Source organism: Nitrospira sp. BLG_1 (assembly GCF_047338595.1).
Taxonomy (GTDB): Bacteria; Nitrospirota; Nitrospiria; order Nitrospirales; family Nitrospiraceae; genus Nitrospira_D.
Genome location: NZ_JBLFBO010000003.1, coordinates 68,427 through 92,248 on the forward strand (window position 1 = coordinate 68,427; position 23,822 = coordinate 92,248).

A 23,822-nucleotide genomic window follows, 5' to 3' on the forward strand; every position below is an offset into this window, starting at 1 on the left:
TGGCCACGGATAGGTCGGGAGCGGGGTTTCCTAAAGAAAGGAGGATTGCGATTGGACAAGAGGTGTTAGGACTCTTGGGGAGAGACTCCGTTGCGGAGTTACATAGTTCTCAATTTCTATTAACGGTAAACGTCACTAATTGAAGTAAGGAGGAATTCACCATGCCATTATGGAAAGTCTATCACCCAGTTGGTGCTTTCACTGCGGAGGACAAGAAGGCTTTGGCCAAGCGAGTGACGGAAGTGTATGCCCAAGTTCCCATTCCGAAGTTCTATGTGGTGTTTATTTATGAGGAGATACCCAAGGGGTCCTGCTTCGTTGGTGGCGAACCAAATGACAAATTTATTCGATTCAGAATCGACCAGATAGCCAGAACCCTGCCCGGCCAAGTCCTCAGAGAATGGTGGATTAGAACGCTCGATCAAGTTATTGCACCTTATGTAAAGGATAAGGGATACGACTGGGAGATTTCTGTGGACGAGACGCCTGTCGATTTATGGTCTCTTCAAGGGGAACTTGCCCCTCCGTTTGAGTCTGTAGCTGAAAAACGGTGGGTGAAGGAAAACAAGGCAAGTTCGTACACACAAGCTGAAAAGCTGCCGGTCAATCTGGTCTTCGCCCCTGGGATTGCGGATCGTTCGTGAATGGCAGGGGGCCATCAATCGTGGGCTGATAGGATGTGTTGGTGCTCCGTTCCTTGGAATAGGCCTGTGCAAGTGATGATCCGTCCACGATGTGAGGAGCACTGCTCACCGGTTTCACATGGTGGCAGTGCTCCCTTGATCGGTTTTCAGAAGGCTGGGCGCATCTTGTCGTGAAAGGAGATTCTCTTATGCTCTCAACCAAAGGATATGCAGCGCTGACCGCTGGAGCGGCGTTGCGACCATTTTCATTCGATCGGCATGATGTTGGTTCAAAAGATGTCCTCATCACAATATCTCACTGTGGGATTTGCCATACCGATATTCATTTAACCCGCAACGAATGGGGCATCTCAACGTTTCCAATGGTGCCGGGCCATGAGATTGTGGGAACGGTTGCTCAGGTTGGAACAGACGCACGAAAATTCAAAGTCGGTGATAGAGTCGGTATTGGTTGTTTCGTGGACTCCTGTCGAACCTGTAAGGCCTGTCGTCAAGGGGAGGAGCAATATTGCGAAGCTGGCATGCGGATGACCTATGGTAGCCGTGACGAAGCCGGGCGGATTACTCAAGGTGGGTACTCGACGCAGATCGTGGTCGATGAGAGTTATGTGTTGAAGATCCCCCGCGCACTCTCGTCGGCTGGGGCGGCTCCACTGCTCTGTGCGGGTATCACAACCTACTCGCCCCTCCATCACTGGGAAATCGGGAAGGATCATAAGCTCGGCGTTGTGGGACTAGGTGGTCTCGGCCACATGGCGGTGAAAATCGCCAAGGCCTTGGGGGCAGAAGTGACCGTGTTAAGTACTTCGGAGCAAAAGCGGAACGATGCCTTCAAACTCGGGGCGACACACTTTGCTCTCACATCCAATCCGCAGACCTTCACGAAGCTCCAACGGCATTTCCACTATATTCTCAACACGGTGTCTGCGCCGATTGATTATAATGCGTACCTGAATCTCCTCCAAACCGACGGGACCATGATACTCGTGGGAGTTCCGGATCGCCCTACTCCTCTTGCCGCACTTCCTCTCATTTTCAACCGACGAAGGATCGCAGGCTCTATAATTGGTGGGATTCGTGAGACCCAGGAGATGCTGAACTTCTGTGCGGAACATCGCATTGAATCCGACGTCGAAACAATCTCAATTGAACAGGTCAACGAAGCCTATGAACGAATCCTTAGAGCGGATGTGCGGTTTCGGTTCGTGATTGATATCGCCTCGCTGCGATGAATGATTTGGGAAGAGATTCTGATGTTTAGTCCTGATTTCCATTCCATCTCTGTGCGTACATCGATTCAAACCCTCGGCCTCCTGACAGGTAAGCTACTAGTCGCTATTGAGATAATCGCAGAAAAGTAGGTGGAAAGCCGAGACCTCAGGATGTACCCCACTTTGCCTGCCACTCTGAAATACCGGGTCGTCTTGCCGCGTGTGCGTCATGGGATCGCGTCGTGTTTTGTGCCTTCCGGTGAGTAACGCAATGACCTCGGTGCTTTTTAGCTAGGCCACTCACGGCATGATGGTGCACCGTTGATGGTGGTTCCATAGAAGTGACCAAACGCCTTGCCGTCTCCGCTCAGCGAATGGGTCGCACGGACACTGATCAGCACCCACAGAATTGACGGTCATTTTCTGGAAGTTTTCATAGGATAGCCAGCTCTCCCTGTGACGGCAGGACTACGACACCATCTCGTAGTAACAAAAAGTTTACCGGTGAGTCCTAAAATATGTCGCTGGACAGCCAAAGGTGACTGGTGTTTTGTCTTTGGGCGCTGCTATGGAAGATTTCGATTTGAATTTACACAAGCTCGATCTTCAAGCGTCTGTCGATAAGGGTGGCGGCACGTTGCAAGCTGGACAAGGTCACGTCTGATTTCGCATTCAAGATGCGGTTCACCTGCGTTCGGCTGGTCTTAAGCCGTGTTGCCATGGTGTATTTAGAGATACGCTTTTTCTCCATAGCCTGTGAAAGCTGCCAGGCGATGACTTCCATGATTACTTTTTCGTCAGCTTCCTCGTACCAGCCTTCCTCTTTCATGAGGTCGTCAATGGACGAGCCGATGTGTTTATTCTTGGCGGGTTCAAGCTCCAAGTGCAATGGGTGACTGATGGCGCAATTGCGTATAGACCTCCAGAGGCGTCAGCAAAGCTGAGACATTTCCGCGGGCGCGTGTTGAGCCGATGGGCGATTATATTCAACTCCCGCTGGTTGTATGTCGAGAGATCGATTCCCTTGGGCAAGTATTGGCGCAGCGAGCCATTGGCATTCTCGTTGGTTCCGCGTTGCCAGGAGCTGTGCGGATCGGGAAAGAATACTTGGACCGAGGGGAGATGCGCCAACCGCTCAAACTTCGCCATCTCTTTGCCCCGATCACAGGTCAGCATTTTCTGCAGTGGGGCGGGTACATGTCTGAGCTTGTTGCTGAATCTCTGGTACGTACTCACGGCATCCGTTCTGTCCATGCGCGCCAGCAGGACCAGGCGGGTCGTCCGCCCCATGAGGGTGCCCACCGCTGAACCATTGCGGTACCCCTTGAGCAGGTCGCCTTCCCAGTGCCCCGGTATCGCCCGAGTGGACACGTCGGCGGGACGCTCGGCAATCGGTGTTATGGTGGGAAGCTGGCCGCGTCGGTCCTGCCCCCGCGCCCGAGGGCGACGGGTATTGCGCGTCTGCCGTAAGGCTGCCAGTAATTCGGTCCGTAACGCACCTTGTGGCAACATATACAGGCCAGCATAGATGGTTTCGGTCGAGAGGTGTTTGCCCATATTATCAGGATACAGGCGGCGGAGACGCCCAGCAATCTGTCCAGGCGCGATACGGACGCCTTCGGGTCGTATTCCGAGTCACCTCATGACTCCGGGTGCTGGGGGGCCGTCCCAAGATCCGGGCCATCGCGCGAAGCGACTAGTCGTGAGGCAGGCCTAGACTCAAGGTCTCACGTTCTTGCACAGTCAAGTGTCAGTACGATCTCGGGTGCATGGCAACTCAATAGCCCATCCGGGCTGGCAGTGTTGCACTTGGAGTTTGAACTCAAGGTGCGCACATCCAATTCTTGAACTCTGGATAAACAACGGGACTTCTGAGTGCACAGACTCATAGACGGTGCACTGTCATACGGTTGGATCAGCAATCCTAACGGATTACCTGTATCTGTCTCCATCGTTCCGACTGATACCGCCAGAGGAGCAGCCCCATTCGCACGGTCCAATCTGCGATCATGGCCGCCCAGATATAGAAGACCGACTGGCGCATCCAGAGGGCAGCAACCAAGGCTAATGGCACACGGACGCCCCACATGCCGATCATTGTGGCGCCCATTATAAAGCGGGTGTCGCCAGCGCCACGCAGTGATCCAGCCAAGACCATGGTGAGGGCCAAGGGGATTTGCAATAACGCCACAATCTTGAGGAACATCGTTCCCAGTTCGATTACTGCTTCGTCGGTGGTGAATGCTCTAAATAGGGTAGATGGTACGAAGAAAAAGAGAAGCCCCATCCCGGTCATAATGACGATTGCCAGCCGATTCGCTTCCCAATTTTCCAACTTCGCTCTGGTGTACTTGCCTGCTCCGATACTCTGCCCGACCATAGTGGCGGCGGCGATGGCCAGTCCGTAACCTGGGAGAAAGGAAAACGACTCGATTGATAATCCCACTTGATGCGCGGCATAGGCAACCGTGCCATAGAGGAGCACGAGTTTGGTGTAGACAAAGATGCCGGCTTGTTGGACGATGCGTTCCCCGGACACAGGCGCTCCCACATCCCAGATGGATCGAATGAGGTCCATACGCAACCTGGATGATTCCTTGAGGATGGGACGACACTGCAACACGAGGTAGACCACCCCTGCCGCTTCGGCAAGGCCGACGGCGAGCGCCGCACCCTTCAACCCCAATGCTGGAAGGCCCCACCGCCCATAGATGAGCGGGTAGGCCAGGGCGATATGCAGGAGGTTGACGGCGATGAGTCCGTACATGGGGGTCTTGGTGTCACCGGTCCCTTGAAGAATCGAGGACAGGACTTGAATGAGGATGGTACAGGGGATGATCAGAAAGATGAGTGTCGAATAGGGAAGGGCGAGTTCAATGACGGCGGATTCCGCACCAAGCTGTTGCATCACGAATCGATTGCCGGCGATCCCTAGAGCGGCCAAGAGCATTGCGATGCCGAGCGACAGCCAGAGGAAGTGACGAGCGGCTTCTCCTGCATCCAGTCGACGTCGTGCTCCCCAGAGTTGGGCCACGACCACATTCGTGCCAACGGAGATTCCGGAGACCAGGGTCGTGGCGACGAACGCCAGTAGTTGACCAAGCCCGACTGCAGCGATGGATGTGGCACCGAGTCCGCCGACTAAAAAGACGGCGACAATCCCTTCTGCCCGCTGGAGCAGCGTGGTCAGCGTGACGGGAAGGGCTAAAGTCATCACGGCCCGTCTGATTTGAGTGACACCGTTACCCATGGGGCGCTATCCTAGCAGAGTTTCTTCGTAGACCATGTGAGAAATCACCGATCACAGCATGGATAGAAAACTGATAGTGGATTCTCAGGACAGGCTCTCTCCGGTTGCCGCAGCACCGCGACTGTCAAAGTCCAAGTTTCTCTCTGGACTGCAATGTCACAAACGACTCTATTTGGAAATTCATCAGCCCGCGTTGGCGACGCCGCCTGATGCGTCGATGCAGGCCATCTTGGATATGGGTACGGAGATCGGTGTCCTGGCGCAACAGTGCTTCCCTGGGGGCGTCCTTGTCAAAGCGGGTTTTCGTCAGCGAGAGGCGGCGGTCGCGGAGACAGCAGAGTTGCTTCAAGATCCCACGATTCCCGCTATCTTTGAGGGAGCATTTGAATACGATGGGGTACTTGTTCGCGTCGATATTGTCGAGCGTGTCCAGAACGGTTCGGGAGGATCGCCTTCCTGGCGTTTGATTGAAGTGAAGTCATCGACCAGGGTGAAAGATGTGCATCTCGATGATTTGTCGATTCAGAGCGCGGTCGTACAAGGTGCCGGAGTAAACCTGGAAGCGACCTGCCTGATGCACATCAATACAGGCTATCGTTACGATGGTGGGGTGGTTGATCTACAGACACTCTTTTCAGTCGAACATGTTTCAGAAGCCGTGGCGGCCAGACGAACGCTGGTGTCGGAACGATTGGCTGCCATGAAGGCCATGTTGTCAGGGGCACAGGCTCCACTAATCGAGCCAGATCAGCATTGCCACAGTCCCTATGAATGTCCCTTTTGGGCCCATTGTACCAAGGACAAACCGCCACGCTGGATTTATCACCTGCCGGGGAAGAAAGAGATGGTCAGTCAGCTGGTCCGGCAGGGAGTCACGACGATCGACGAGATTCCGGAAGGAGCCCGATTGTCGGATGCACAGCAAAAGGTCAAGCACAACGTGGAATGGGTTTCATCGGAATTAGGTTCACTGCTTCGTTCTCTCCGGTACCCCATCCACCATCTCGATGCGGAAACCGTGATGTTGGCCGTCCCACGGTTTCCCTCCACCAGACCCTATCAGGCCCTCCCTGTTCAGTGGTCCAATCATATTGAGCTCGAATCCGGCGAGGTCATGCATCAGGAGTTTCTTCACACCGAGGCATCTGAGCCACGCCGGCGTTGGGCTGAGGCCTTGATCGAGTCTGTCGGTGATTCCGGAAGCATCCTGGTATATTCTGCGTATGAAGCCGGGCTCATTCGCCAACTGGCGGACACGTTTCCTGAGTTCAAATCCGCCCTTCGAGAGATCGAGAAACGGCTGTGGGATCTGCTGCCCGTGATCAAAGACCATTACTACCATCCTGCTTTTAACGGATCCTATTCGATCAAATCGGTCTTGCCGGCAGTGGTGCCATCGCTTGGGTATAGTGACTTGGCAATTCAAGAAGGCGGGCATGCAGCGGCAGAGTATTATCGGATGGTCTTTGTTGAAACCGACTGGGTGGAGCGGGAGACCATACGCGAGGCGCTGTTGCGGTATTGTGCTCGCGATACCTTGGCGATGGTGGAGTTGAGGCGGGTGCTCAAAGGGAAGGCTGAGCGCCAGGGGGAGGAGAAAGTTATGAGAGGGACATGAAGCCATTGCAAAACGGCATCAGGCCCTGTAAGCTCGGCCCAGTCATCGGGCATAGGCTCCTCATCTGCTTGATACTCAACCCAGCCGACGAACTACCATAACGGAGAGGTGCGAGAGCGGCCGAATCGGGCAGTCTCGAAAACTGCTGTCGGGGTAACTCGACCGTGGGTTCGAATCCCACCCTCTCCGCCATACCAGCGTTCAATTGACCCATCGCCTCTTCATAACAAAACAGCGTGGGAGTTATGTTGTGGAAGGTGGAAACGACAACTCGGTCAATTCGGCTTGTTCGACCCCGCGTTTGACCAAGGAAGCGATATCCAGCATGCGCTCGATTCTCAGCACGTCGTCCAGACGTGTCTTGGTGCTTGGATGGGGAGGTACGAAAAGTTTGCAGCAATCCTGGTCCGGTTCAATAGAGGTTTCATAGGTGCCGAGCCGTCTCGCTTCGTCGATGATCTCACGCTTATCCATGCCGATCAGGGGTCGGAGAATCGGCAGTTCCGCTGCGTCTTCAATCGCACAGATGTTCTGCGGGGTTTGTGAGGCCACTTGGCCAAGGCTGTCACCTGTTACTAAGGCCCAGCAGTTCTCTCTCCTAGCCAGCTCCTCCGTGATCCGGATCATCATCCGTCGATATAGTACGATCCGGAACGGTGCCGGTGCAGTCAGGACAATCTCACGCTGGATTTCTCCAAACGGGACGACATAGAGACGTGAGAGATACTGATACTGAGTCAACGTCTGTACAAGGTCACGAACTTTCTCTTCTGATGCTCGGCTGACCAACGGTCGACCGGAAAAGTGTACAAACGTCGCCAGGCAACCGCGTTTGATCATGCGGTAGGCGGCAACCGGCGAGTCGATTCCCCCAGAAGTCAGGCAAGCCACGTTTCCACTGACACCGGTCGGCATGCCTCCAGGGCCTTCGACTTTCTCCGCTGAGCAAAAGGCATCCTTCGTCAGGAGTTCGATGTAGACGGTCAAGTCTGGGTGTCTCAGACTGACGTTCTTGCCAGTTTTCTCACAGATGACCGCACCGACGGCTTTCTCAATATCCATGGAGGTCATAGCCAGTCGCTTATCGGCTCGTTTCGCGGTGACGCGAAAGGTCTCGAACGATTTGGAGTTGAGCTCCGCAATCGCAGCTGTGGAGAGCGCCTCAAGATCCGGGTTTCCCAACTGCAATGGAATCACGCGGCCCAGTGAGAAGTTCGCAATGCCGCACACGCGGACAAGCCGATCTCGAATGAGCTCCACGTCCGCTTCCACCGGAAGATCAATACGGATGCGGCTGTGAAGGTTCTGGACTTGCCGAATGCCCAAATCCTTCAGGGCCGTCCGAATGTTTGTGATGAGGCTTTGCTCGAAGTAGTCTCGATTGTGACCCTTCAAGGCGAGTTCGTGGTAATGGGCGATGGCACAGCGCATGTTAAGGGTGAAGGGTAAGCGGTGAAGGGTAAGGGGTGCGTCTCTTGGATTTCGCAGCCTTCACATATTTGATAAGACCAGTGAGAAGTTTATCGATACGGTTCATTTTAGTGTCAAGCTTGCTCCATTGGTTTTCAGGTAGAAGGTTCAAACCTTTGGCAACTTCAAGTTGAGTGTCGAGCTCGCTCAATGAGGCTTGGGCAATATGAAGGAAATTAGCAAACTCCTTCTTAGTTTGCCTTGCGGCTCCTTCAGCGATGTTACTGGAAATACTCAATGCTGCTCGGTGCATTTGGTTGGAAAGTTGGAAGAGGTGCTCCTTTGGAAAATCATCGGTTTCATGATACACGGTGATGGTGAGTTCGATTGCTTCTCTCCAGGCATCGAGTTTCTTGTGAGGCTTCTCCATTCAACAACTCTTTACCCCTGACTCCTCCCTTTCACCGGCTTCCAGGAATCGCTCCGCGTCAATCGCGGCCATGCATCCGGTACCAGCCGCGGTAATGGCTTGACGATACGTTGAATCTTGGACGTCTCCGGCGGCGAAGATACCTGACACACTTGTGGTCGTGCCCTTGTGGGTTCGGATATAGCCCTTTTCGTCCATGTCGAGTTGGCCGGTGAAGAGTGCCGTGTTCGGTCGATGGCCGATGGCAACGAAGACGCCGGCGCACGCGAGGTCTGTCGTTTTGCCGGTCACGACATTCTTGAGTCGCACACCGGTGACCAGGTCACTGCCGAGGATGTCTTCGACCACGGAATTCCACACAAAGGCAATTTTCTCGTTCTTCATTGCCCGTTCTTGCATGATTTTTGATGCGCGGAGCTTGTCGCGCCGATGCACAATCGAAACTTTGGTGGCGAATTTGGTGAGAAAGGTGGCTTCCTCCATCGCGCTATCGCCTCCACCAACCACGACGAGTTCTTTTCCTCTGAAGAAGAATCCATCGCAGGTGGCGCAGGTGGAAACCCCGTGACCGGTCAGTCGCTTCTCGTTCGGCACTCCGATAGGAATAGCGGACGCGCCTGTGGCGACGATGGCAGTTTGTGCTTCCACGGTTCTCTCACCGTCGATCGTGAGCGTGAACGGGCGGTTCTTGAAGTTCACGGCCGATACGTCGCCGGTGAGAAATTCTGCGCCGAAGCGTTCGGCTTGAACCCGCATGTCCTTCATCAACTCCGGGCCCATGATGCCCTTTGCGAATCCAGGGTAGTTTTCCACTTCCGTCGTAGTCGTGAGTTGTCCTCCGGATTGCCATCCTTCGATAAGCAGGGGGGACAGATTCGCTCGTGCGGTATAGATCGCAGCAGTCAAACCAGCCGGTCCCGAACCAATGATGACGACATGACGCATGTGGGGACTTTAACACAGTGTGGGAATGAGACGGTAGGAGGTAACAGGGATCGGATGAGAGCATGAAGTCGTATCATGAGGTTCGTGGTTTAGTATGCAGTTGCCTGGAGAAGACTGGCTCGAGTTTGCCTCATCGAGACGAAACCTGGGATGAGGCGAGTTTAGAGAGTACCTTGAAAACATCCCGCACCTGCTTTCTGCCAGCTGTACGCGGTAATGTTCCGTCAATGACTATATCGGCCTGTCGAATCTTTTTTGACAATGGTATTTGGCTGCCAATACGGCGGAGTGCCTCAGCTCGGCTGAGACCATTGCGTTTCTTGAGACGGGCGATTTGAGTCTTCTGATCGGCAGTGACGACGATGATTTTCTCTACACGTTTGGCGATACCGGCTTCGAAGAGTAGAGGAACATCGTAGATGACGACGGCATCGCGATCCTTTCGAGCCGCCTCTCTGGTCAGCCGGCGCTGCTCTCGGGCCACGCGAGGATGGACGAGCCGTTCAAGCATCCGCCGTTTCGCCGGATGACGGAAGACAATTGCTCCAAGGGCCTGTCGGTTGATCGTTCGGTCAGGGTTCAGGATGGATTTCCCAAACCGACGAACGATGTCTTGCCAGGCCGCTTTGCCAGGCTGGACCACCGCTTTCGCCAATGCATCGGCATCGATGACAACGGCCCCGCATTGTTGGAACATTCTTGCGACGGTACTTTTTCCGGTCGCAACACCTCCGGTAAGGCCGATCAGGATCATAGCGGCGGAGCTTATCATGCGCGAGAGTAGGCGACAAACTGAGATTGACATCCCCAGTTCTCCGCTTGTATGAATTTTGTCATGTATCGATTGCTGTTGATCGTCATTGGTTCTGTCCTTAGTGTCGGGGTTGCTCTGGCTGGGACGGAGGGCTCTGTACCAGGTCCACGGACCATTACGGTGGCACTGGACGGCTCTGGTGATTTCTCGTCGCTACAAGAGGCTGTGGATAGTGCGGGGAAAGGCGACACGGTGTTGATTAAGGCCGGAGTCTACCCACAAGACCTCACCATTCATAGTAAGGAACGTCTCAAGATCGTCGGTGCCGGAGTTGACAAGGTTATTCTGCAAGGCCGAGGACAGATGGTGGGTGTTCTCCACGTGGGGAAATGGCCGTATGGCGCAACGGATATTGAGATCAGCGGTCTGACGATCAATGAGCATGGGGGGCATGCGCTTGGGGTTTTTAATGGGAACCGCATCGTACTTCGTCAGCTTCATGTCAAGGGCATGGTTTTCAGCCAACAGGTCCAAGAGGTCCGAATAGAAGACAGTGTTATCGGTGGTAGTGAGACCACCGGCCTGCACTTTTCAGACTCCCACGCCGTTCTGGTTGGAAATTTTATTCATGATAACGATTATGGGGTCAATGTCACCGGGAAGTCCTCGGTGCGACTCGAGCACAATGTCATTACCAGAAGTCTCTTTGAGGCGGTGGTCATCGGTGATCAGTCTGCCGCGGTGTTAGTGAACAATACATTGGTGAAGAACGGCAGCGGTGCGACATTTCTTGGTGCCTCGAGGATTGAGGCGATGGGGAACATTGTGAGCTTCAACAAGGTCGGCTTTCTGATCGCGCTATCGAGTCAGACGAAGCTTGGGTACAACCTTCTTTTCAACGGTGAAGCGGACTATATGAGAGTAGGCTCTCCGAATCGTCCTGCCCCGGAGCTGAAACTCAACTCCGATATCTTTGCAGATCCTCGTTTTGTTGATGCAGAGCGTGATGATTTTCATCTACCGCCTGATACGACCTTTCTTAATGTGGGAGGATTCCGCTATCTTGGAGCGCTTCCCCCTCGTTCACCGGTATCAATTCAGTAGAAACTCCATAAAAGCAATGAGATAGATGATTGTGCTTCTCATGGGGATCCGTCTGCTATCATTTGAGGCGAGCGCGATGTCTTCCAGGGCGCTTTCCGGCTCAAGTAACGGCTCGAGCATGCCGAGAAAGATTCAACCAGGAGGTCGTCCATTGGCTAGTTTCCGAAGCAACCTCGAAAAACTCTCCGGTGAAGCCATTCCGTCCCTCATGGATATGGAGTCAGGAAAATTAGTCGGTGCCGTGCTGCCCATGTCCGAACGGGCGCAGATTCAGATGCGGAACAGTATTGAGGTGATTGAGTACCTCCTGAACCAGGAACAAGTGATCTGGAGCTGAGTCTCCGGGCATAGTCCCTACCTACTTTCCTTCTTCATATTCCCGAATCAGATAGCGTTCTTCAGGATGACTCCGTACCTGTCGGAGTTGTGATGTATGCTGCTCGTGGCGCATCCTGAGCAATTCAGACAATAGAACAAAAGACCGAAGAGGGACTTGAGTTGAAGTGCCTCGATGGGCCGCGCTTGATTCCGTGGTTGATTGGGCGCATCGTAGCCGTTGTGCACCGCTAGCGAGCGTGAGACGCACGGGGTTCTTATGGCGAAAGCAGTTCAGACGTTTTCTCGTTCCCAAGCTCTTCATGGAGCCGAACGGCAACGGCTGGAAGAGGATGCTCTCCGTAAGCAGCATTGGAAGCGCTGGGGGCCGTACCTCAGTGAACGAGCCTGGGGGACGGTTCGAGAAGACTATAGTCCCTACGGCACTGCGTGGGAATCTTTTCCTCATGATCATGCTCGCTCTCGTGCGTACCGCTGGAATGAAGACGGGCTCGCCGGAATCTCGGATCGTCATCAGTACATCTGTTTTGCGATTGCCCTTTGGAATGGGCGCGATCCTATTTTAAAAGAACGGGTGTTCGGAGTCACAGGTAATGAAGGGAATCATGGCGAGGATGTTAAGGAGTACTATTTCTATTTAGATTCAACGCCAACTCATTCATACATGAAGTATTTGTATAAGTATCCACAAGCTGAATTTCCGTATGCCAAGTTGGTCGAGGAGAATCGCCGTCGTGGACGACGAGATGGAGAGTACGAGCTCATTGATACGGGTGTATTTGATAAGGATCGCTATTTCGATGTGGTGGTGGAGTATGCCAAGACGACACCAGAGGAACTCCTCATTAGGATCCATATCACGAACCGGGGGCCTGAATGTGCCGAGTTGACGCTATTGCCGACCCTCTGGTTCAGGAATACATGGTCGTGGGGACTTGACGCTCGTCGGCCACGAATGCGTGAAGGACCCGCAGCGAAGGACCTCAGTATTGTTGAGCTGGGGCATGAGTATTACGGCAAGCGGTTTCTCTGGTGCGAGGGCAAGCCTCCGTTGCTGTTCACGGAAAATGAGACCAACTCCCGGCGATTGTATGGAGATCAGGACGGTTCAAAGTACGTCAAGGACAGTTTTCATGATTACATCATCCACAGGAAGGCCGATGCGGTCAATCCTGAGAAGATCGGCTCGAAGGCGGCCGCGCAGTATGTGCTGACGTTGGCGCCTGGGGAATCGGAAGCCGTTCGTCTTTGTCTGACGAATGAATCTGATCCAAGAAGATTTGATAAGAAGCACATCGATGGACTCTTTGAACAACGGGTTGAGGAGGCCGATGAGTTCTATGAAGACCTGGCTCCGGCACATCTGTCCGAGGACGCGAAGCTCGTTCAGCGACAAGCCTTCGCTGGGTTGCTGTGGAGTAAACAATTTTACCACTATGATCTGAAACGCTGGCTTGTGGGTGATCCAGGGATGCCGGATCCGCCCCAAGAGCGACTGCATGGGCGAAACTCCGATTGGACACATCTCTACAATGCCGATGTGATTTCCATGCCGGACAAGTGGGAGTATCCCTGGTACGCCGCGTGGGATTTAGCATTCCATTGCATTCCGCTGGCCCTCGTCGACTCGACCTTTGCCAAGGAACAGCTGATCCTCATGCTCCGTGAGTGGTACATGCATCCCAACGGGCAGATGCCTGCCTATGAATGGGCGTTTGGAGATGTGAATCCTCCGGTGCATGCTTGGGCTGCTTGGCGTGTCTATAAGATCGAGAAGAAGCGGAAGGGAGTGGGTGACCGGGTCTTTCTTGAGCGTGTTTTCCACAAGCTCTTGCTGAACTTTACCTGGTGGGTCAATCGAAAGGATGCCGAGGGGAAGAATATCTTTCAGGGAGGATTCTTGGGGCTCGACAACATCGGTGTCTTTGATCGGAGTGCCCCCTTGCCGACCGGCGGCCACATTGAACAGTCGGATGCCACCAGTTGGATGGGGATGTACTGCCTCAACATGTTGTCGATTGCGCTGGAATTGGCGCGTCACAATCGAGCGTATGAAGATGTCGCGAGCAAGTTTTTTGAGCACTTCGTCTATATCTGCCGAGCCATGAATAACATCGGCGGGGAGAAAATTGAGCTCTGGAATAGAGACGATGGGTTTTTTTATGACGTCCTGCACCTTCCTGACGGACAGACCTGCCCGCTCAAGGTCCGATCTCTGGTCGGCCTGATCCCTCTGTTTGCCGTGGAAACCCTGGATTCGGAGTTGATCGATCAGCTTCCGCGATTTAAGCACCGTATGCAGTGGTTTATTGAAAATCGACCTGATTTCAGCGCTCATGTAGAGACCCAATCACGCGATGGTGAAGTGCGGCGATTTTTGTCGCTCGTGAATCGTTCACGGTTGAAATCAGTACTGCGATACATGCTGGACGAAGAGGAATTTCTTTCTCCCTACGGCATTCGTGCCCTCTCGCGCTATCACAAGGACCACCCCTATGTGCTTTCTCTCATGGGCCAAGAGTATCGGGTGGATTATGAACCGGCTGAATCGAGCACGGGGCTCTTCGGAGGCAATTCAAACTGGAGGGGGCCCATTTGGTTTCCCGTCAACTATCTCCTCATTGAATCGCTCCAAAAGTTCCATTACTTCCTTGGTGAAGACTTCAAGGTCGAGTATCCGGTTCGGTCAGGGCGATTCCTCTCGTTGAATGAGGTCGCCTCCGAACTGTCCCGAAGACTCACGCATATTTTCCTCCGTGATAAGACGGGACAGCGCCCCGTGCATGGCGGGGTCAGAAAATTTCAGGATGACCCGTGCTGGCGAGATGCCATCCCCTTTTATGAGTATTTCCATGGCGACAATGGGGCAGGGATTGGGGCTAGCCATCAGACGGGATGGACCGGACTTGTTGCGAAGCTCATTCAGCAGAGCGGGGAATAGCGGAAAGATGCGTCATTCGTCCTTCGACATCGCCTGGGAGCGCGAGCCTGTCGAACGGTGAAGCGCATTTCGCGAGCACGAGATACCAACGACGAGGGACAGCTGATGCGGATCGGCAAAGAAGAATGCCAAGATCCCGATCGTGCGTTGAGTCTGGAATGGTTGGAGACGAACGGGTGCGGGGGATTTGCGTCCGGCACGGTGGCTGGTGCGAATACGCGCCGCTATCATGGGTTGTTGCTTGTGGTGTCTCCCTCTGAGTGCCATCGCTACATGCTGGTCAATCATTTGGAGGAATGGCTTCATCTGGATGACCGTGCGATTTCAATCTCGACGAATCTGTATCCTGGTGTGATCCATCCTCAAGGGTATAGCCACTGCATCTCCTTTTCATCGACTCCCTGGCCGACCTGGACGTTTACGTTTGACGATCGAACTGTCAGCCGGGAAATCCTCTGTGTGCGGGGCCAGAGCACGGTTGTGGTGCGATGGAGACTACTCACACCGGCGAGGGATTCAATCGAACTGCGGGTACGTCCGAAGCTCACGAGCCGAGAGTATCATGCTCTCCATCACGAAAACGGAGCGCTTTCTCCTGAAGCGACGGTCACGGCGCAGCGGGTGACCTGGCAGCCGTACCATGATCTGCCGGCCGTGCAGTGCAGTCACACCGGAAGCTATCACCACCTTCCCGAGTGGTATCGGCAGGTGCAGTTCCCCATGGAACAGGAGCGGGGACTCGATTTTCAGGAAGACTGGTGGTCTCCAGGAGAACTGCGGTTTCACTTGGAGTCCGGCAGGGAGCAGGCCCTCGCTCTGACCAGCGAGGTGGCTGACGATATTGAGATCGGCGACCTCATTCGCAAGGAACGTGTCAGACGGGTGAAGTATCACGAGGTCGCGAAGGCTCCAGACCGCTTTGCCGAAGCACTTCGGCGAGGTGTCGAGACATTCTTGGTCCGCCAAGGTTCGAAGCAGACGGTGATCGCTGGATATCCGTGGTTCGCCGATTGGGGGCGAGACACCTTCATCTCCTTGCCGGGCCTCTTTCTTGTGACCGGACAGTACGAGGCCGGCTGGGACATCATTCAATCCTTCATTCCCTTTGTGTCCGAAGGCATGGTGCCGAATCGTTTTCCTGATCTCGGCAAAGATCCCGACTATAATGCGATTGATGCGTCACTGTGGTTTATCCATGCTGTCGATCGCTATCTGGCGTACAGCAAAGATACCAAGCGAGTTCGACTCGTCGCGTGGCCGGCCATCAGGCAGATACTCGATGGCTATCGTCAAGGCACGAGATACAACATCAAAATGGATATCGATGGGCTGATTTCGGGAGGGATGCCCGGGGTACAACTGACATGGATGGATGCCAAAATCGGGGATTGGGTCGTCACTCCACGGCATGGAAAGCCGGTAGAGATTCAAGCCTTGTGGCTTCGAGCGTTGCAAGTAGGCGCTTGCTTGGCCGCACAGTTTGGTGAGCAAGGCTATGCAGCCGGTTGTCGGAAAGATAGACGACGAGCGCTCACTTCGTTCCGTACGCGGTTTTGGTACCAGGGGGGACAATATCTGTACGATACCGTCGATGGACCTGGGGGGGACGACTCGTCGATCCGCCCCAACCAGGTCTATGCAATTTCTCTGTGCGATGATCTGCTGACGCATGAGCAGGCCACACAGGTTCTTCAACTCGTCAAAGAACAGCTCCTGACCCCGGTAGGCCTTCGCACACTGTCCCCACAGGACAGGCGATATCGGCCACGCTATGTAGGAGGGCCGCGAGAACGTGATAGCGCATATCACCAAGGGACTGTGTGGCCGTTTCTGTTGGGATGTTTTGTGACCGCCTGGGTGAGCACATTCGGGCGCACCTCCAAGACCAAACGTGAAGCGCGGTCATTTCTGAAAGGAATAGAAGCACACTTACGAGAAGCCTGCCTTGGTCACGTCTCAGAGATTTTCGATGGAGACGAGCCACATGCCCCACGCGGCTGTCCTGCGCAAGCCTGGTCCCTTGCGGAACCGCTTCGCGCCATGGTCGAAGACCTTGGGGTCCGGCTTGTATCTGAGAAAGCTCCTTCTGTTCGACACAAACGGCCTGGTATCCAGCCACGCTAGCCATCCCCACTCTTGACAGAGGGGAGGTGCATCCGTAGTCTGCAGCCAGGGTCTAGGTAGGAGGCTCTGTGATGCAGATAAGGATTCCATCCAGCCGAACGTATCGGGCTGTCATTGTCACCGTGCTGTTGTGTCTGCTCGTTGGCCTCGGAGTGCCCTCCGGCACCCTGGCTGATGATCTGCTCAAAGAATCAGTCTTGCCGTTAGGAATAGCGAACAAGGCGATACAAGCCGCGTTAGATGCCTGTAAAAAAGATGGGTACCGAGTCAGTGTTTCGGTGGTAGACCGTGACGGTGTGCTTCGTGCTATGGAACGTGCCGACGGCGCGGGGCCTCATACGATAGACAGTAGCCGAAAGAAAGCTTATACGGCTGCCAGTCTACGGCGTCCTACGAGTGAGCTTGCCGATCTCATTGCCAAAGTTCCCACGCTGCAGGCCCTTCGCGATATCAATGGGGAGGTTCTGATGTTAGGGGGAGGGCTCCCCATTGAAATGGGAGGAGACGTGGTTGGTGGAATTGGAGTTGGTGGAGCCCCAGGCACCCATCTGGATGACGCCTGCGCGCAGGGAGGCTTGGATGCGATCGGTGCGGTCCCCAAGGTTGTGCCAACCAAGTGAGATTCCCTGTATGGGGAGTGACCTGCATTGCCATGTTGCCAGCTGTGGTGGGATGTAATAGCAATGTCCCAGAGACCGCATCATTCGAGGTGGCGGCGCTCCAGCTTCGATTGGCCATTGTGAGGATGGCAACTGATCCATTTCTTCAGCGATTCACCCTCACGATGAATGTTCAAGGAGGAGGATGTCGGTCTTCAACAGATCTCTTTCCTGATACGGGCTATGCTGGTCGGCGAAACGTCTACCTGGCGGCGAAGGGCAGAGTGTATGTGGTTGGACAGTATGATGCACGAGTGATTGATCCCCAAAGCTGTCAGGCCAGTCTGGCAGAATTTCGACATCTCGATCGAAACGTAATCTTTCTTGGAAGCTTCGATCAGGATCAAGAAAGACGCTGGCGGTATCTATCTGCGCTTGAACGGCCGGAATTACCCTTTGAAAAACGATGAGGACGGCAGGTGTCATTGAGCGGCGTCTTCCAGTGTTCCCCTTGATGCTATTCAGTGGCCCTCGATCGGGCATCAGGAGCTGAGCATCAGCGATCGCACCACATGCAGCAATCGATCATTGGTTATCATCGAGACGAACATGGTGACTGGGTTGCCGATCTGGCCTGTGGTCATGGGCAGCATGTTCGACATCACCCACCGTTCTTTAATCGTCCATGGGTCCTGACTGCTGATGGACGTGAGCGGCATCTCGGCACGCTATTGAACTGTAAGAAATGCGAAGAGCCTCCGATCGCTACCGCTTCAACACCATCATAAGCCACGCAAAGCCCACGCCCCTCCTAGCGTCGACGCGAACCTCGTTCTGACCACATCTCATCCATGCAACCGTTCATTTTCTTGGTAGATGGTGGCCTTGGTGGTACTGTTGACATGGGCGGTTTCTCAATCTGGCGTCCAGAGAAATGGAGGACATGAGTATGGTCACTGCTACGCGCTCGTCGATGTCGACGGGCGATCCTCGATCAAGCTTTTTTGTGCATCGAATCCAAAAGGGGTACGCCGCGTGGATCGGACTGTTGCTGTTTCTCTATTCGGCACTGTTCTTCACGATGGCCTTCTATGGGGCTCACCTGAAGCCCGTCGTTGCGCTCTACACGAGTGATTCATTGGAGGAGCGGCAGGCCGCAGCCGAGGAGATGTTGGCCCTGAGTCAGACGGTTTGGGTTGCGGTTCCGGTGCTCTTTTTTGGCTCTGTGATTTTCAGTCTTGTCGTGACCAGGCGTGTGGCAGGGCCGCTCTCTCGCCTGGACGAAAGCCTTCAGCAGTGGGGAAAGGGGAACCTTCGGTGGCGCATGCGCTTTCGTCCCAGCGATCGGCTGGATGAGTTGGCTGATCATGCGAACTGTGCCGTGGAGAATATCGAGCGATCATTTGACCAGATTCAGAATCAGACAGGAGCCTTGCAGACGGCGCTCCAGAAGATTGAAAAGGTTGAGCCCGCGGGCGTGAAAGAAGCCCGAGAGGCGTTGGATGGGATTACCGGGACGTTACGGCAATTTAATTTTCGAACGGCTGTCGATAAGTTGGGAAGAATCTAGTGGTGGGCGGAAGAAGAAAAAACGGTGGATTCACCTTACTCGAAGTGCTGGTGGTTCTGGCTATGCTGAGCATTTTGGCAGCGGCGGCGATGGTTTCACACAGTCATTTTGTGAACCACGCCAAAGCGGTGGAGGCCGAGGTGGTCCTCGCAGAGATTAATCGGTTGGAAATGCTCTATCATGCCAATCATGGGACCTATTCCAGTGATGTTGCCGCCATTGGCCTGACTCTTGCGCCCACGCTCAAGTTTTACAAGGTCGAGGTGTGGCTGGGTGTTGGCGGAACATCATTTCAAGCGGCTGCCATACCTCTCTTTGGCCAGCGGACACAGCCGGCTCTCGTGTTGACGCATACAAAGGATGGAACAACGCTCCAGAAGAGGGAGGTAGGAACACTGGCTCGACAAAGCGGCGGGGGCTCCCTGCCGGTGGGCATGTCCTCGACGGCTGAGGGACCAATGGAGATAAGCACGGGAACACCGAGGAAAGCTCAACAAGAGGACTGTCGGAAAGGTGGTGAAGCAACAGTGGCTGCGGATGGATTGCTCGATATGAATTTCTGCCTGAAATGACTCTTCTGCGATACTGTTGCTGGTTACGCCTGGGTTGCCTTCGTCGACTGAGTTCGCGGTAGATTGTTCTGGGATGTCCCGCCAAATCTTGAAGAGAGGTGGTGTAGCGCTGTGATCGCAAGTTCGGACAGTACCAGCCTATGGCTCATCAACCTATTCGAAGGACGTAGAGCCATTCAGACATCTTGACAGAGCAGATAAGTTTGTTTGACAACCCTGACCATACAGATATTAAGCGGATCACTCGCTATCCATGTTAACGCAACGCTATCAAGTGGCCATCCTATTGGTTGTTGTTGTGCTGTGCGGATGCTACCTCTTGCTGCCCTTGGGAACTTCATATGTCTTGGCCAATCAGCTCCGTACCTATGGGTACAGCCAGGTTATCCTTCAGCTGGGGTATCCTGGCTGGACACACATGAATATACCCGTTGTTTCATTCCAGCAAGATTTGGGAGAAGAACGACTCATGATCTCCCTGACCGATGCGGAGATTCAGTATGACGTGGGGTTGCTGTTTCAAGGTCGTGTGAATCGTATTCTGCTCAGAGATGTGGCCATCCATGTCTTGACCGTGCACTCGGCCGAAGCCACGACCGGAGAGAAACAGGAGGAAGAGACCAACGATGAAGAATCGTCACCGTGGAGGTTGCTGACGGCCGGTGATCTTCTGCGGACTCTTCCCATTCTTCCCTTTGGCGAGTTGCAGCTTGAGCACCTGACCGTGTTCCGTGAGCAAGCGACGGGGCCACTCCGTAAAGTCACGATTGATGGGGAGCTGACTGCTGCCGGCAATGAGGTCGGAGGGCATTTCTCATTTCGAGGGCAAGATACCGGTTCCTATCGCCTCGTGGTGGTTGGGAAGTCGGCGAGTACATGGTCGGCCACGCTGTCTACAAATCGACCACATGCGGCACCGATTGTCTCCTGGCAGTCCCGATCGCGTCCGACCGATCGTTCAGACATTCAAGTCGATGGGCAACTTCGAGTTGATGTACAGGAGCTGGCTCCGTTTATTGCTCTTCTTGTGCCGATCGGACCGGAACTGGAGAAGGTGACGGGGCAGGTGGCACTTGACTGGGCGGGGGTTGCTGCGACAGAGGCTGCGCTCGGTTCTCTCTGGGAGGATGAACATACCCGTCTAGACGGGCAAGTACGCATCAATGTCACCCTCCCCGCATTGAAAGGAGTGGCGAAGGATATTGCGCTGGCCTATGTGGGAAAGTTTACGGGTAATGCCACTCAGGCAGAGTGGGCGATGAGCCCCGGAGTTCTCCTTACGGCTACAGTGAATGCCCAACCTCGTCTTATTCCGGACGTGATTCGGTTGATACTTCCTCATGGGGATCAGCTGGTACGGATCGAGAACAAGAGCGTCGTACAGGGGACGCTCTACTGGAAAGATACTCCCATCCGCACTGTGGCTCAAGGTCCGCTGCAGGTGACTTACGGTAGGTCATCAGGACCAGTGGTCGCCACATTCGAAACTGCCAGGGCTGAAGGACGTGGGAATGAATTAATCTTGGTCGAAGGAGCCTATCAGCTTGAAGGACTCCTACCTAGGGCGTTGACCGAACGGCTTGCTGCAAAAGAAGCAGCTGGAAAAGTTCGAGGGATCGTACGGCTAGAACAAACACGTATCGAAGGGGTGTTATTACAGCCGTCCTCGGTCACGATAAAGCAGATCGGACAAGGTGCGATCTTCGTCCCGGGAGCGACGCTGAATCTCTCCGAACCCTTGACGGTGGAATGTGATCTGGTTTCGAGGCACTGCTCCACGGGACCGCTGGTCGCTACGATTTGGGTTCCGACCCTCAAAATCGGTGATCAAACTGTTACCAGTACCCAGGGGCGGCTCAGCGTCCAGGAGCTGGACACGAAAGAGATAAATTGGACGGCCAGTGGGATGTTGGTGATTGATGGAGTCACGGTGGGTGGTGGAGGGGCGATTCCTGCACCAAGCCATTGGGTGACAAAGTTCTCGGCTGATCACACGAGCATTGGGGCGGATCTACAGATCGATCTTCCGGCTTATGAAGGGGTAGTAACAGCTAGGATTGAGCAATCGCTCAAGACACCCTACGGTACGTTGCATGGCACGATCGGTCCAGTGAGCTTTGATGGGGCCGAGCGGCGACTCAGCAGATTCACAAGGGCTGTCGGCCCATCGAGCGATCTTCTTGAGGGGACCATCAGCGCCACAGTTGATGTTACTTGGGATGAGACGGTTGGGAGGCCATCGAGCGACGGCACAAGAGTGACCTCAGCGGCGGCGCGATTGGTGGCGGAGAACGTTTCTGGGTACTATCATGACTACGGGCTGAGAGGGGTAAGCACGGCAATGGTCCTTCGTGCAGAGGGAACGGATTCCATCAGGATGGTTCAGCCGGCCTCTCTCTTTGTGGCGGCCATCCAGAGTGGGGTGGACGTGAACAACGTCAGGACTTCCTATCAGGCACGGTGGAAATTGGCGGATCCATTTCCGGTCGTTGAGGTGAAAGACTTTCAGTGTGAAATGTTCGGAGGGACGATTACCAGTCCTGGTCTTGTGGTAGACTTGGCATCGCCCTCATCCGCGACAACCTTTTCTTTGCGGAGTCTTGATCTCGCAAAGATTCTTAGCGTAGAACAACAACGGGGACTGCGGGGAACTGGTACGCTCAATGGAACCCTCCCGGTCACGATTACCTCCAGGGGCATGATGGTGGATGGGGGAGTCATTGAAGCGCAGCCTCCAGGAGGGGTTATACGATACCTCTCAAGCGTAGAGTCGTCAAACACTCTTTCAGACTCCGATCAGCATCTTCAGCTTGTCACGCAGGCACTGAATAACTTTCACTACAAGATTTTGCGCGTGGGGGTCAAGTACGGAGAAGCCGGCATGTTGGATTTAAGCGCCAGATTGGAGGGCCGGAATCCAGATCTCGCCCAGACTCCACCCATTCACTTTAATCTGACGGTGCAGGAACACATTCCGACGCTCCTCAAGAGTCTCCGGTTGATCGAAGATATTCATGGGATGATTGAGCGTCAATATAGACGCCCCTGACCGATATGAGGCTGATCATGTTGATGAGACCGATGCTGAAATGTGCGGAGATATTATTCTGGGGATCTGTGGCGCTCACCATGATCGCGTGCACCCCACGGGTGGAGGTCGCGGCGCCGGAGAAACCGATTACGATTAATCTCAATGTGAAGATCGATCACGAGATACGACTGAAAGTCGACAAGGACCTAGATGAGGTGTTGTCGAAGGACAGCGGACTGTTCTAGACGTTGGAGGGGACAATGACCATGGTACGATGGCTCACAATTGCAGTGTGCACGACGGTCCTAGTAACTATGATTGCCTTTTCAGCATTTGCCCTGTCGTTAGATGAAGCGAAAGCAAAAGGGTTGGTTGGGGAGAGGCCTAACGGCTATCTAGGGGCAGTGAATCCTTCCAATACTGAAGCCCAGGCCGTTATAGCGGACGTGAATCAGAAGCGGCGACAGGCGTATGAGGATATCGCCAAACGGAACCGCACGGATCTTCGTTCAGTTGAGACCCTGGCAGGAGAAAAAGCGATTCAGAACACCAAACCTGGAAACTTTGTCGAGGGTCCAGGTGGATGGGTCAAGAAATAACGGTCAGGCATACCGATCATTGTTCCAGGGGAGTGCGGTGTTCGAATAGCCACGTACCTCCCAGAACCCTTTCTCGTCTTTATCGGAAAACGTAATCTCTTTCACCCACTTTGCTCCCTTCCAGGCATACCGTTTCGGGACGATGACACGTACTGGACCACCATGGTCCCGGGAAAGAGGGTTGCCGTTCCAATGACGAGCGAGGAGGACATCATCATCGTCACAGGCTTCGAGCGGGAGATTGGTCGTGTAATCATCGTAGGATTTGAATAGGACGAATCGAGCCAGCGACAGAGGTTTCACGACGGCCATGATGTGTTGAAACGTCACGCCTTCCCAGTCATTGTCATATCGGCTCCATGACGTGACACAGTGGAAGTCCGACCGATGTGTGAGGTGGGGTTGAGCCGTGAATTGCTCCCAGGTCCACGTGACGGGGGTCGTGACAAATCCTCCGATGCTGAGACGCCATTCACTCAAAGGAATGTCCGGTTTAACACCGAGGTCCAGAACAGGGAAGTTCTCGACGAGGTGCTGGCCTGGTGGCAAGCGCTCATCTCCCTCATAAAAGACTTCACGCTCTTCTCCGCCTCGCCTAGCTCGAGCCCATTGTTCTTTGGTCTTAGTGAGTCGACTCTCTTCCATAGACTGGTCCTCCCATGAAGAGAGTAGTCCAGCGTAGCC

At 54.2% G+C, this 23,822-nt stretch carries 23 protein-coding genes and 1 tRNA gene; 16 read left to right on the top strand and 8 right to left on the bottom strand.

All coding sequences use genetic code 11. The features are described from left to right. The first annotated feature begins 161 nt into the window (after nucleotides 1–161). The gene (locus ACMTNU_RS04330) at nucleotides 162–644 is read left to right on the top strand and encodes a tautomerase family protein (protein WP_413933973.1); all 483 of its coding nucleotides are present in this window, start codon (nucleotides 162–164) and stop codon (nucleotides 642–644) included. A 188-nt stretch (nucleotides 645–832) separates the two neighbouring features. Beyond that, a complete protein-coding gene (locus tag ACMTNU_RS04335; protein WP_413933974.1) occupies nucleotides 833–1,876 on the top strand; it encodes an NAD(P)-dependent alcohol dehydrogenase in 1,044 nt (347 codons plus the stop codon). Nucleotides 1,877–2,444: 568 nt separating this feature from the next. Here ACMTNU_RS04335 and ACMTNU_RS04340 read toward each other — a convergent pair. The 3 genes from ACMTNU_RS04340 to ACMTNU_RS04350 all read right to left on the bottom strand — a co-directional run bounded on the left by ACMTNU_RS04340 (nucleotide 2,445) and on the right by ACMTNU_RS04350 (nucleotide 5,105). Continuing rightward, on the bottom strand, nucleotides 2,445–2,684 hold the full coding sequence (locus tag ACMTNU_RS04340) for a helix-turn-helix domain-containing protein (protein WP_413933975.1): 240 nt from the start codon (nucleotides 2,682–2,684) through the stop codon (nucleotides 2,445–2,447). After that, on the bottom strand, nucleotides 2,681–3,484 hold the full coding sequence (locus ACMTNU_RS04345; protein ID WP_413934195.1) for an IS30 family transposase: 804 nt from the start codon (nucleotides 3,482–3,484) through the stop codon (nucleotides 2,681–2,683). Before ACMTNU_RS04345 ends, ACMTNU_RS04340 begins: the two co-directional genes overlap by 4 nt. Before the next feature lie 295 nt (nucleotides 3,485–3,779). Next, the gene (locus tag ACMTNU_RS04350) at nucleotides 3,780–5,105 is read right to left on the bottom strand and encodes an MATE family efflux transporter (RefSeq protein WP_413933976.1); all 1,326 of its coding nucleotides are present in this window, start codon (nucleotides 5,103–5,105) and stop codon (nucleotides 3,780–3,782) included. Between the two features lie 58 nt (nucleotides 5,106–5,163). On the opposite strand from ACMTNU_RS04350, the gene ACMTNU_RS04355 reads away from it, so the two are divergent. Together ACMTNU_RS04355 and ACMTNU_RS04360 are read left to right on the top strand one after the other, a co-directional pair. Further along, nucleotides 5,164–6,723 (top strand): DUF2779 domain-containing protein, encoded by a 1,560-nt coding sequence (locus tag ACMTNU_RS04355; RefSeq protein WP_413933977.1) that lies wholly within the window; start codon nucleotides 5,164–5,166, stop codon nucleotides 6,721–6,723. A 102-nt stretch (nucleotides 6,724–6,825) separates the two neighbouring features. Then, a tRNA-Ser gene (locus tag ACMTNU_RS04360) sits at nucleotides 6,826–6,915 on the top strand. Between the two features lie 51 nt (nucleotides 6,916–6,966). On the opposite strand, the gene thiI is transcribed toward ACMTNU_RS04360, so the two are convergent. The 4 genes from thiI to coaE form a co-directional block, all read right to left on the bottom strand. Further along, nucleotides 6,967–8,154: a tRNA uracil 4-sulfurtransferase ThiI gene (gene thiI, locus ACMTNU_RS04365; protein WP_413933978.1), complete on the bottom strand. Its 1,188-nt coding sequence runs from the start codon at nucleotides 8,152–8,154 to the stop codon at nucleotides 6,967–6,969. A gap of 1 nt (nucleotide 8,155) precedes the next feature. Further along, entirely contained in the window at nucleotides 8,156–8,563 is a 408-nt protein-coding gene (locus ACMTNU_RS04370; protein ID WP_413933979.1) for a four helix bundle protein, read from the bottom strand. After that, the gene (trxB, locus tag ACMTNU_RS04375; RefSeq protein WP_413933980.1) at nucleotides 8,564–9,508 is read right to left on the bottom strand and encodes a thioredoxin-disulfide reductase; all 945 of its coding nucleotides are present in this window, start codon (nucleotides 9,506–9,508) and stop codon (nucleotides 8,564–8,566) included. It lies immediately after the preceding gene. 130 nt (nucleotides 9,509–9,638) lie between these two features. Next, nucleotides 9,639–10,313: a dephospho-CoA kinase gene (gene coaE / locus ACMTNU_RS04380; RefSeq protein ID WP_413933981.1), complete on the bottom strand. Its 675-nt coding sequence runs from the start codon at nucleotides 10,311–10,313 to the stop codon at nucleotides 9,639–9,641. Nucleotides 10,314–10,343: 30 nt separating this feature from the next. Here coaE and ACMTNU_RS04385 point away from each other — a divergent pair, with 30 nt between their 5' ends. The 12 genes from ACMTNU_RS04385 (at nucleotide 10,344) to ACMTNU_RS04440 (ending at nucleotide 23,138) form a co-directional block, all read left to right on the top strand. Further along, nucleotides 10,344–11,366, top strand: a complete 1,023-nt coding sequence (locus ACMTNU_RS04385; protein ID WP_413933982.1) for a right-handed parallel beta-helix repeat-containing protein — start codon at nucleotides 10,344–10,346, stop codon at nucleotides 11,364–11,366. A gap of 25 nt (nucleotides 11,367–11,391) precedes the next feature. Beyond that, nucleotides 11,392–11,703 (top strand): hypothetical protein, encoded by a 312-nt coding sequence (locus tag ACMTNU_RS04390; RefSeq protein ID WP_413933983.1) that lies wholly within the window; start codon nucleotides 11,392–11,394, stop codon nucleotides 11,701–11,703. A gap of 258 nt (nucleotides 11,704–11,961) precedes the next feature. Next, nucleotides 11,962–14,643 (top strand): MGH1-like glycoside hydrolase domain-containing protein, encoded by a 2,682-nt coding sequence (locus ACMTNU_RS04395; protein ID WP_413933984.1) that lies wholly within the window; start codon nucleotides 11,962–11,964, stop codon nucleotides 14,641–14,643. Nucleotides 14,644–14,700: 57 nt separating this feature from the next. Continuing rightward, on the top strand, nucleotides 14,701–16,767 hold the full coding sequence (locus ACMTNU_RS04400; protein WP_413933985.1) for an amylo-alpha-1,6-glucosidase: 2,067 nt from the start codon (nucleotides 14,701–14,703) through the stop codon (nucleotides 16,765–16,767). A 71-nt stretch (nucleotides 16,768–16,838) separates the two neighbouring features. Then, the gene (locus ACMTNU_RS04405) at nucleotides 16,839–17,387 is read left to right on the top strand and encodes a GlcG/HbpS family heme-binding protein (RefSeq protein ID WP_413933986.1); all 549 of its coding nucleotides are present in this window, start codon (nucleotides 16,839–16,841) and stop codon (nucleotides 17,385–17,387) included. Between the two features lie 32 nt (nucleotides 17,388–17,419). Then, complete coding sequence (locus ACMTNU_RS04410; RefSeq protein ID WP_413933987.1) at nucleotides 17,420–17,836, top strand: hypothetical protein; 417 nt, start codon at nucleotides 17,420–17,422, stop codon at nucleotides 17,834–17,836. 102 nt (nucleotides 17,837–17,938) lie between these two features. Further along, nucleotides 17,939–18,154 carry a DUF3565 domain-containing protein gene (locus tag ACMTNU_RS04415; RefSeq protein WP_413933989.1) on the top strand — a complete coding sequence of 72 codons (216 nt, stop codon included), beginning with the start codon at nucleotides 17,939–17,941 and terminating at the stop codon, nucleotides 18,152–18,154. A gap of 161 nt (nucleotides 18,155–18,315) precedes the next feature. Further along, nucleotides 18,316–18,936 (top strand): hypothetical protein, encoded by a 621-nt coding sequence (locus tag ACMTNU_RS04420; RefSeq protein WP_413933990.1) that lies wholly within the window; start codon nucleotides 18,316–18,318, stop codon nucleotides 18,934–18,936. A gap of 2 nt (nucleotides 18,937–18,938) precedes the next feature. Then, on the top strand, nucleotides 18,939–19,508 hold the full coding sequence (locus tag ACMTNU_RS04425; RefSeq protein WP_413933992.1) for a type IV pilin protein: 570 nt from the start codon (nucleotides 18,939–18,941) through the stop codon (nucleotides 19,506–19,508). A gap of 253 nt (nucleotides 19,509–19,761) precedes the next feature. Beyond that, the gene (locus ACMTNU_RS04430) at nucleotides 19,762–22,557 is read left to right on the top strand and encodes a YdbH domain-containing protein (protein WP_413933993.1); all 2,796 of its coding nucleotides are present in this window, start codon (nucleotides 19,762–19,764) and stop codon (nucleotides 22,555–22,557) included. A gap of 32 nt (nucleotides 22,558–22,589) precedes the next feature. After that, nucleotides 22,590–22,784 (top strand): YnbE family lipoprotein, encoded by a 195-nt coding sequence (locus tag ACMTNU_RS04435; protein WP_413934196.1) that lies wholly within the window; start codon nucleotides 22,590–22,592, stop codon nucleotides 22,782–22,784. 15 nt (nucleotides 22,785–22,799) lie between these two features. Continuing rightward, entirely contained in the window at nucleotides 22,800–23,138 is a 339-nt protein-coding gene (locus ACMTNU_RS04440) for a YdbL family protein (RefSeq protein ID WP_413933994.1), read from the top strand. A gap of 3 nt (nucleotides 23,139–23,141) precedes the next feature. On the opposite strand, the gene ACMTNU_RS04445 is transcribed toward ACMTNU_RS04440, so the two are convergent. After that, a complete protein-coding gene (locus ACMTNU_RS04445; RefSeq protein ID WP_413933995.1) occupies nucleotides 23,142–23,783 on the bottom strand; it encodes a sulfite oxidase-like oxidoreductase in 642 nt (213 codons plus the stop codon). Between the last annotated feature and the right edge of the window lie 39 nt (nucleotides 23,784–23,822).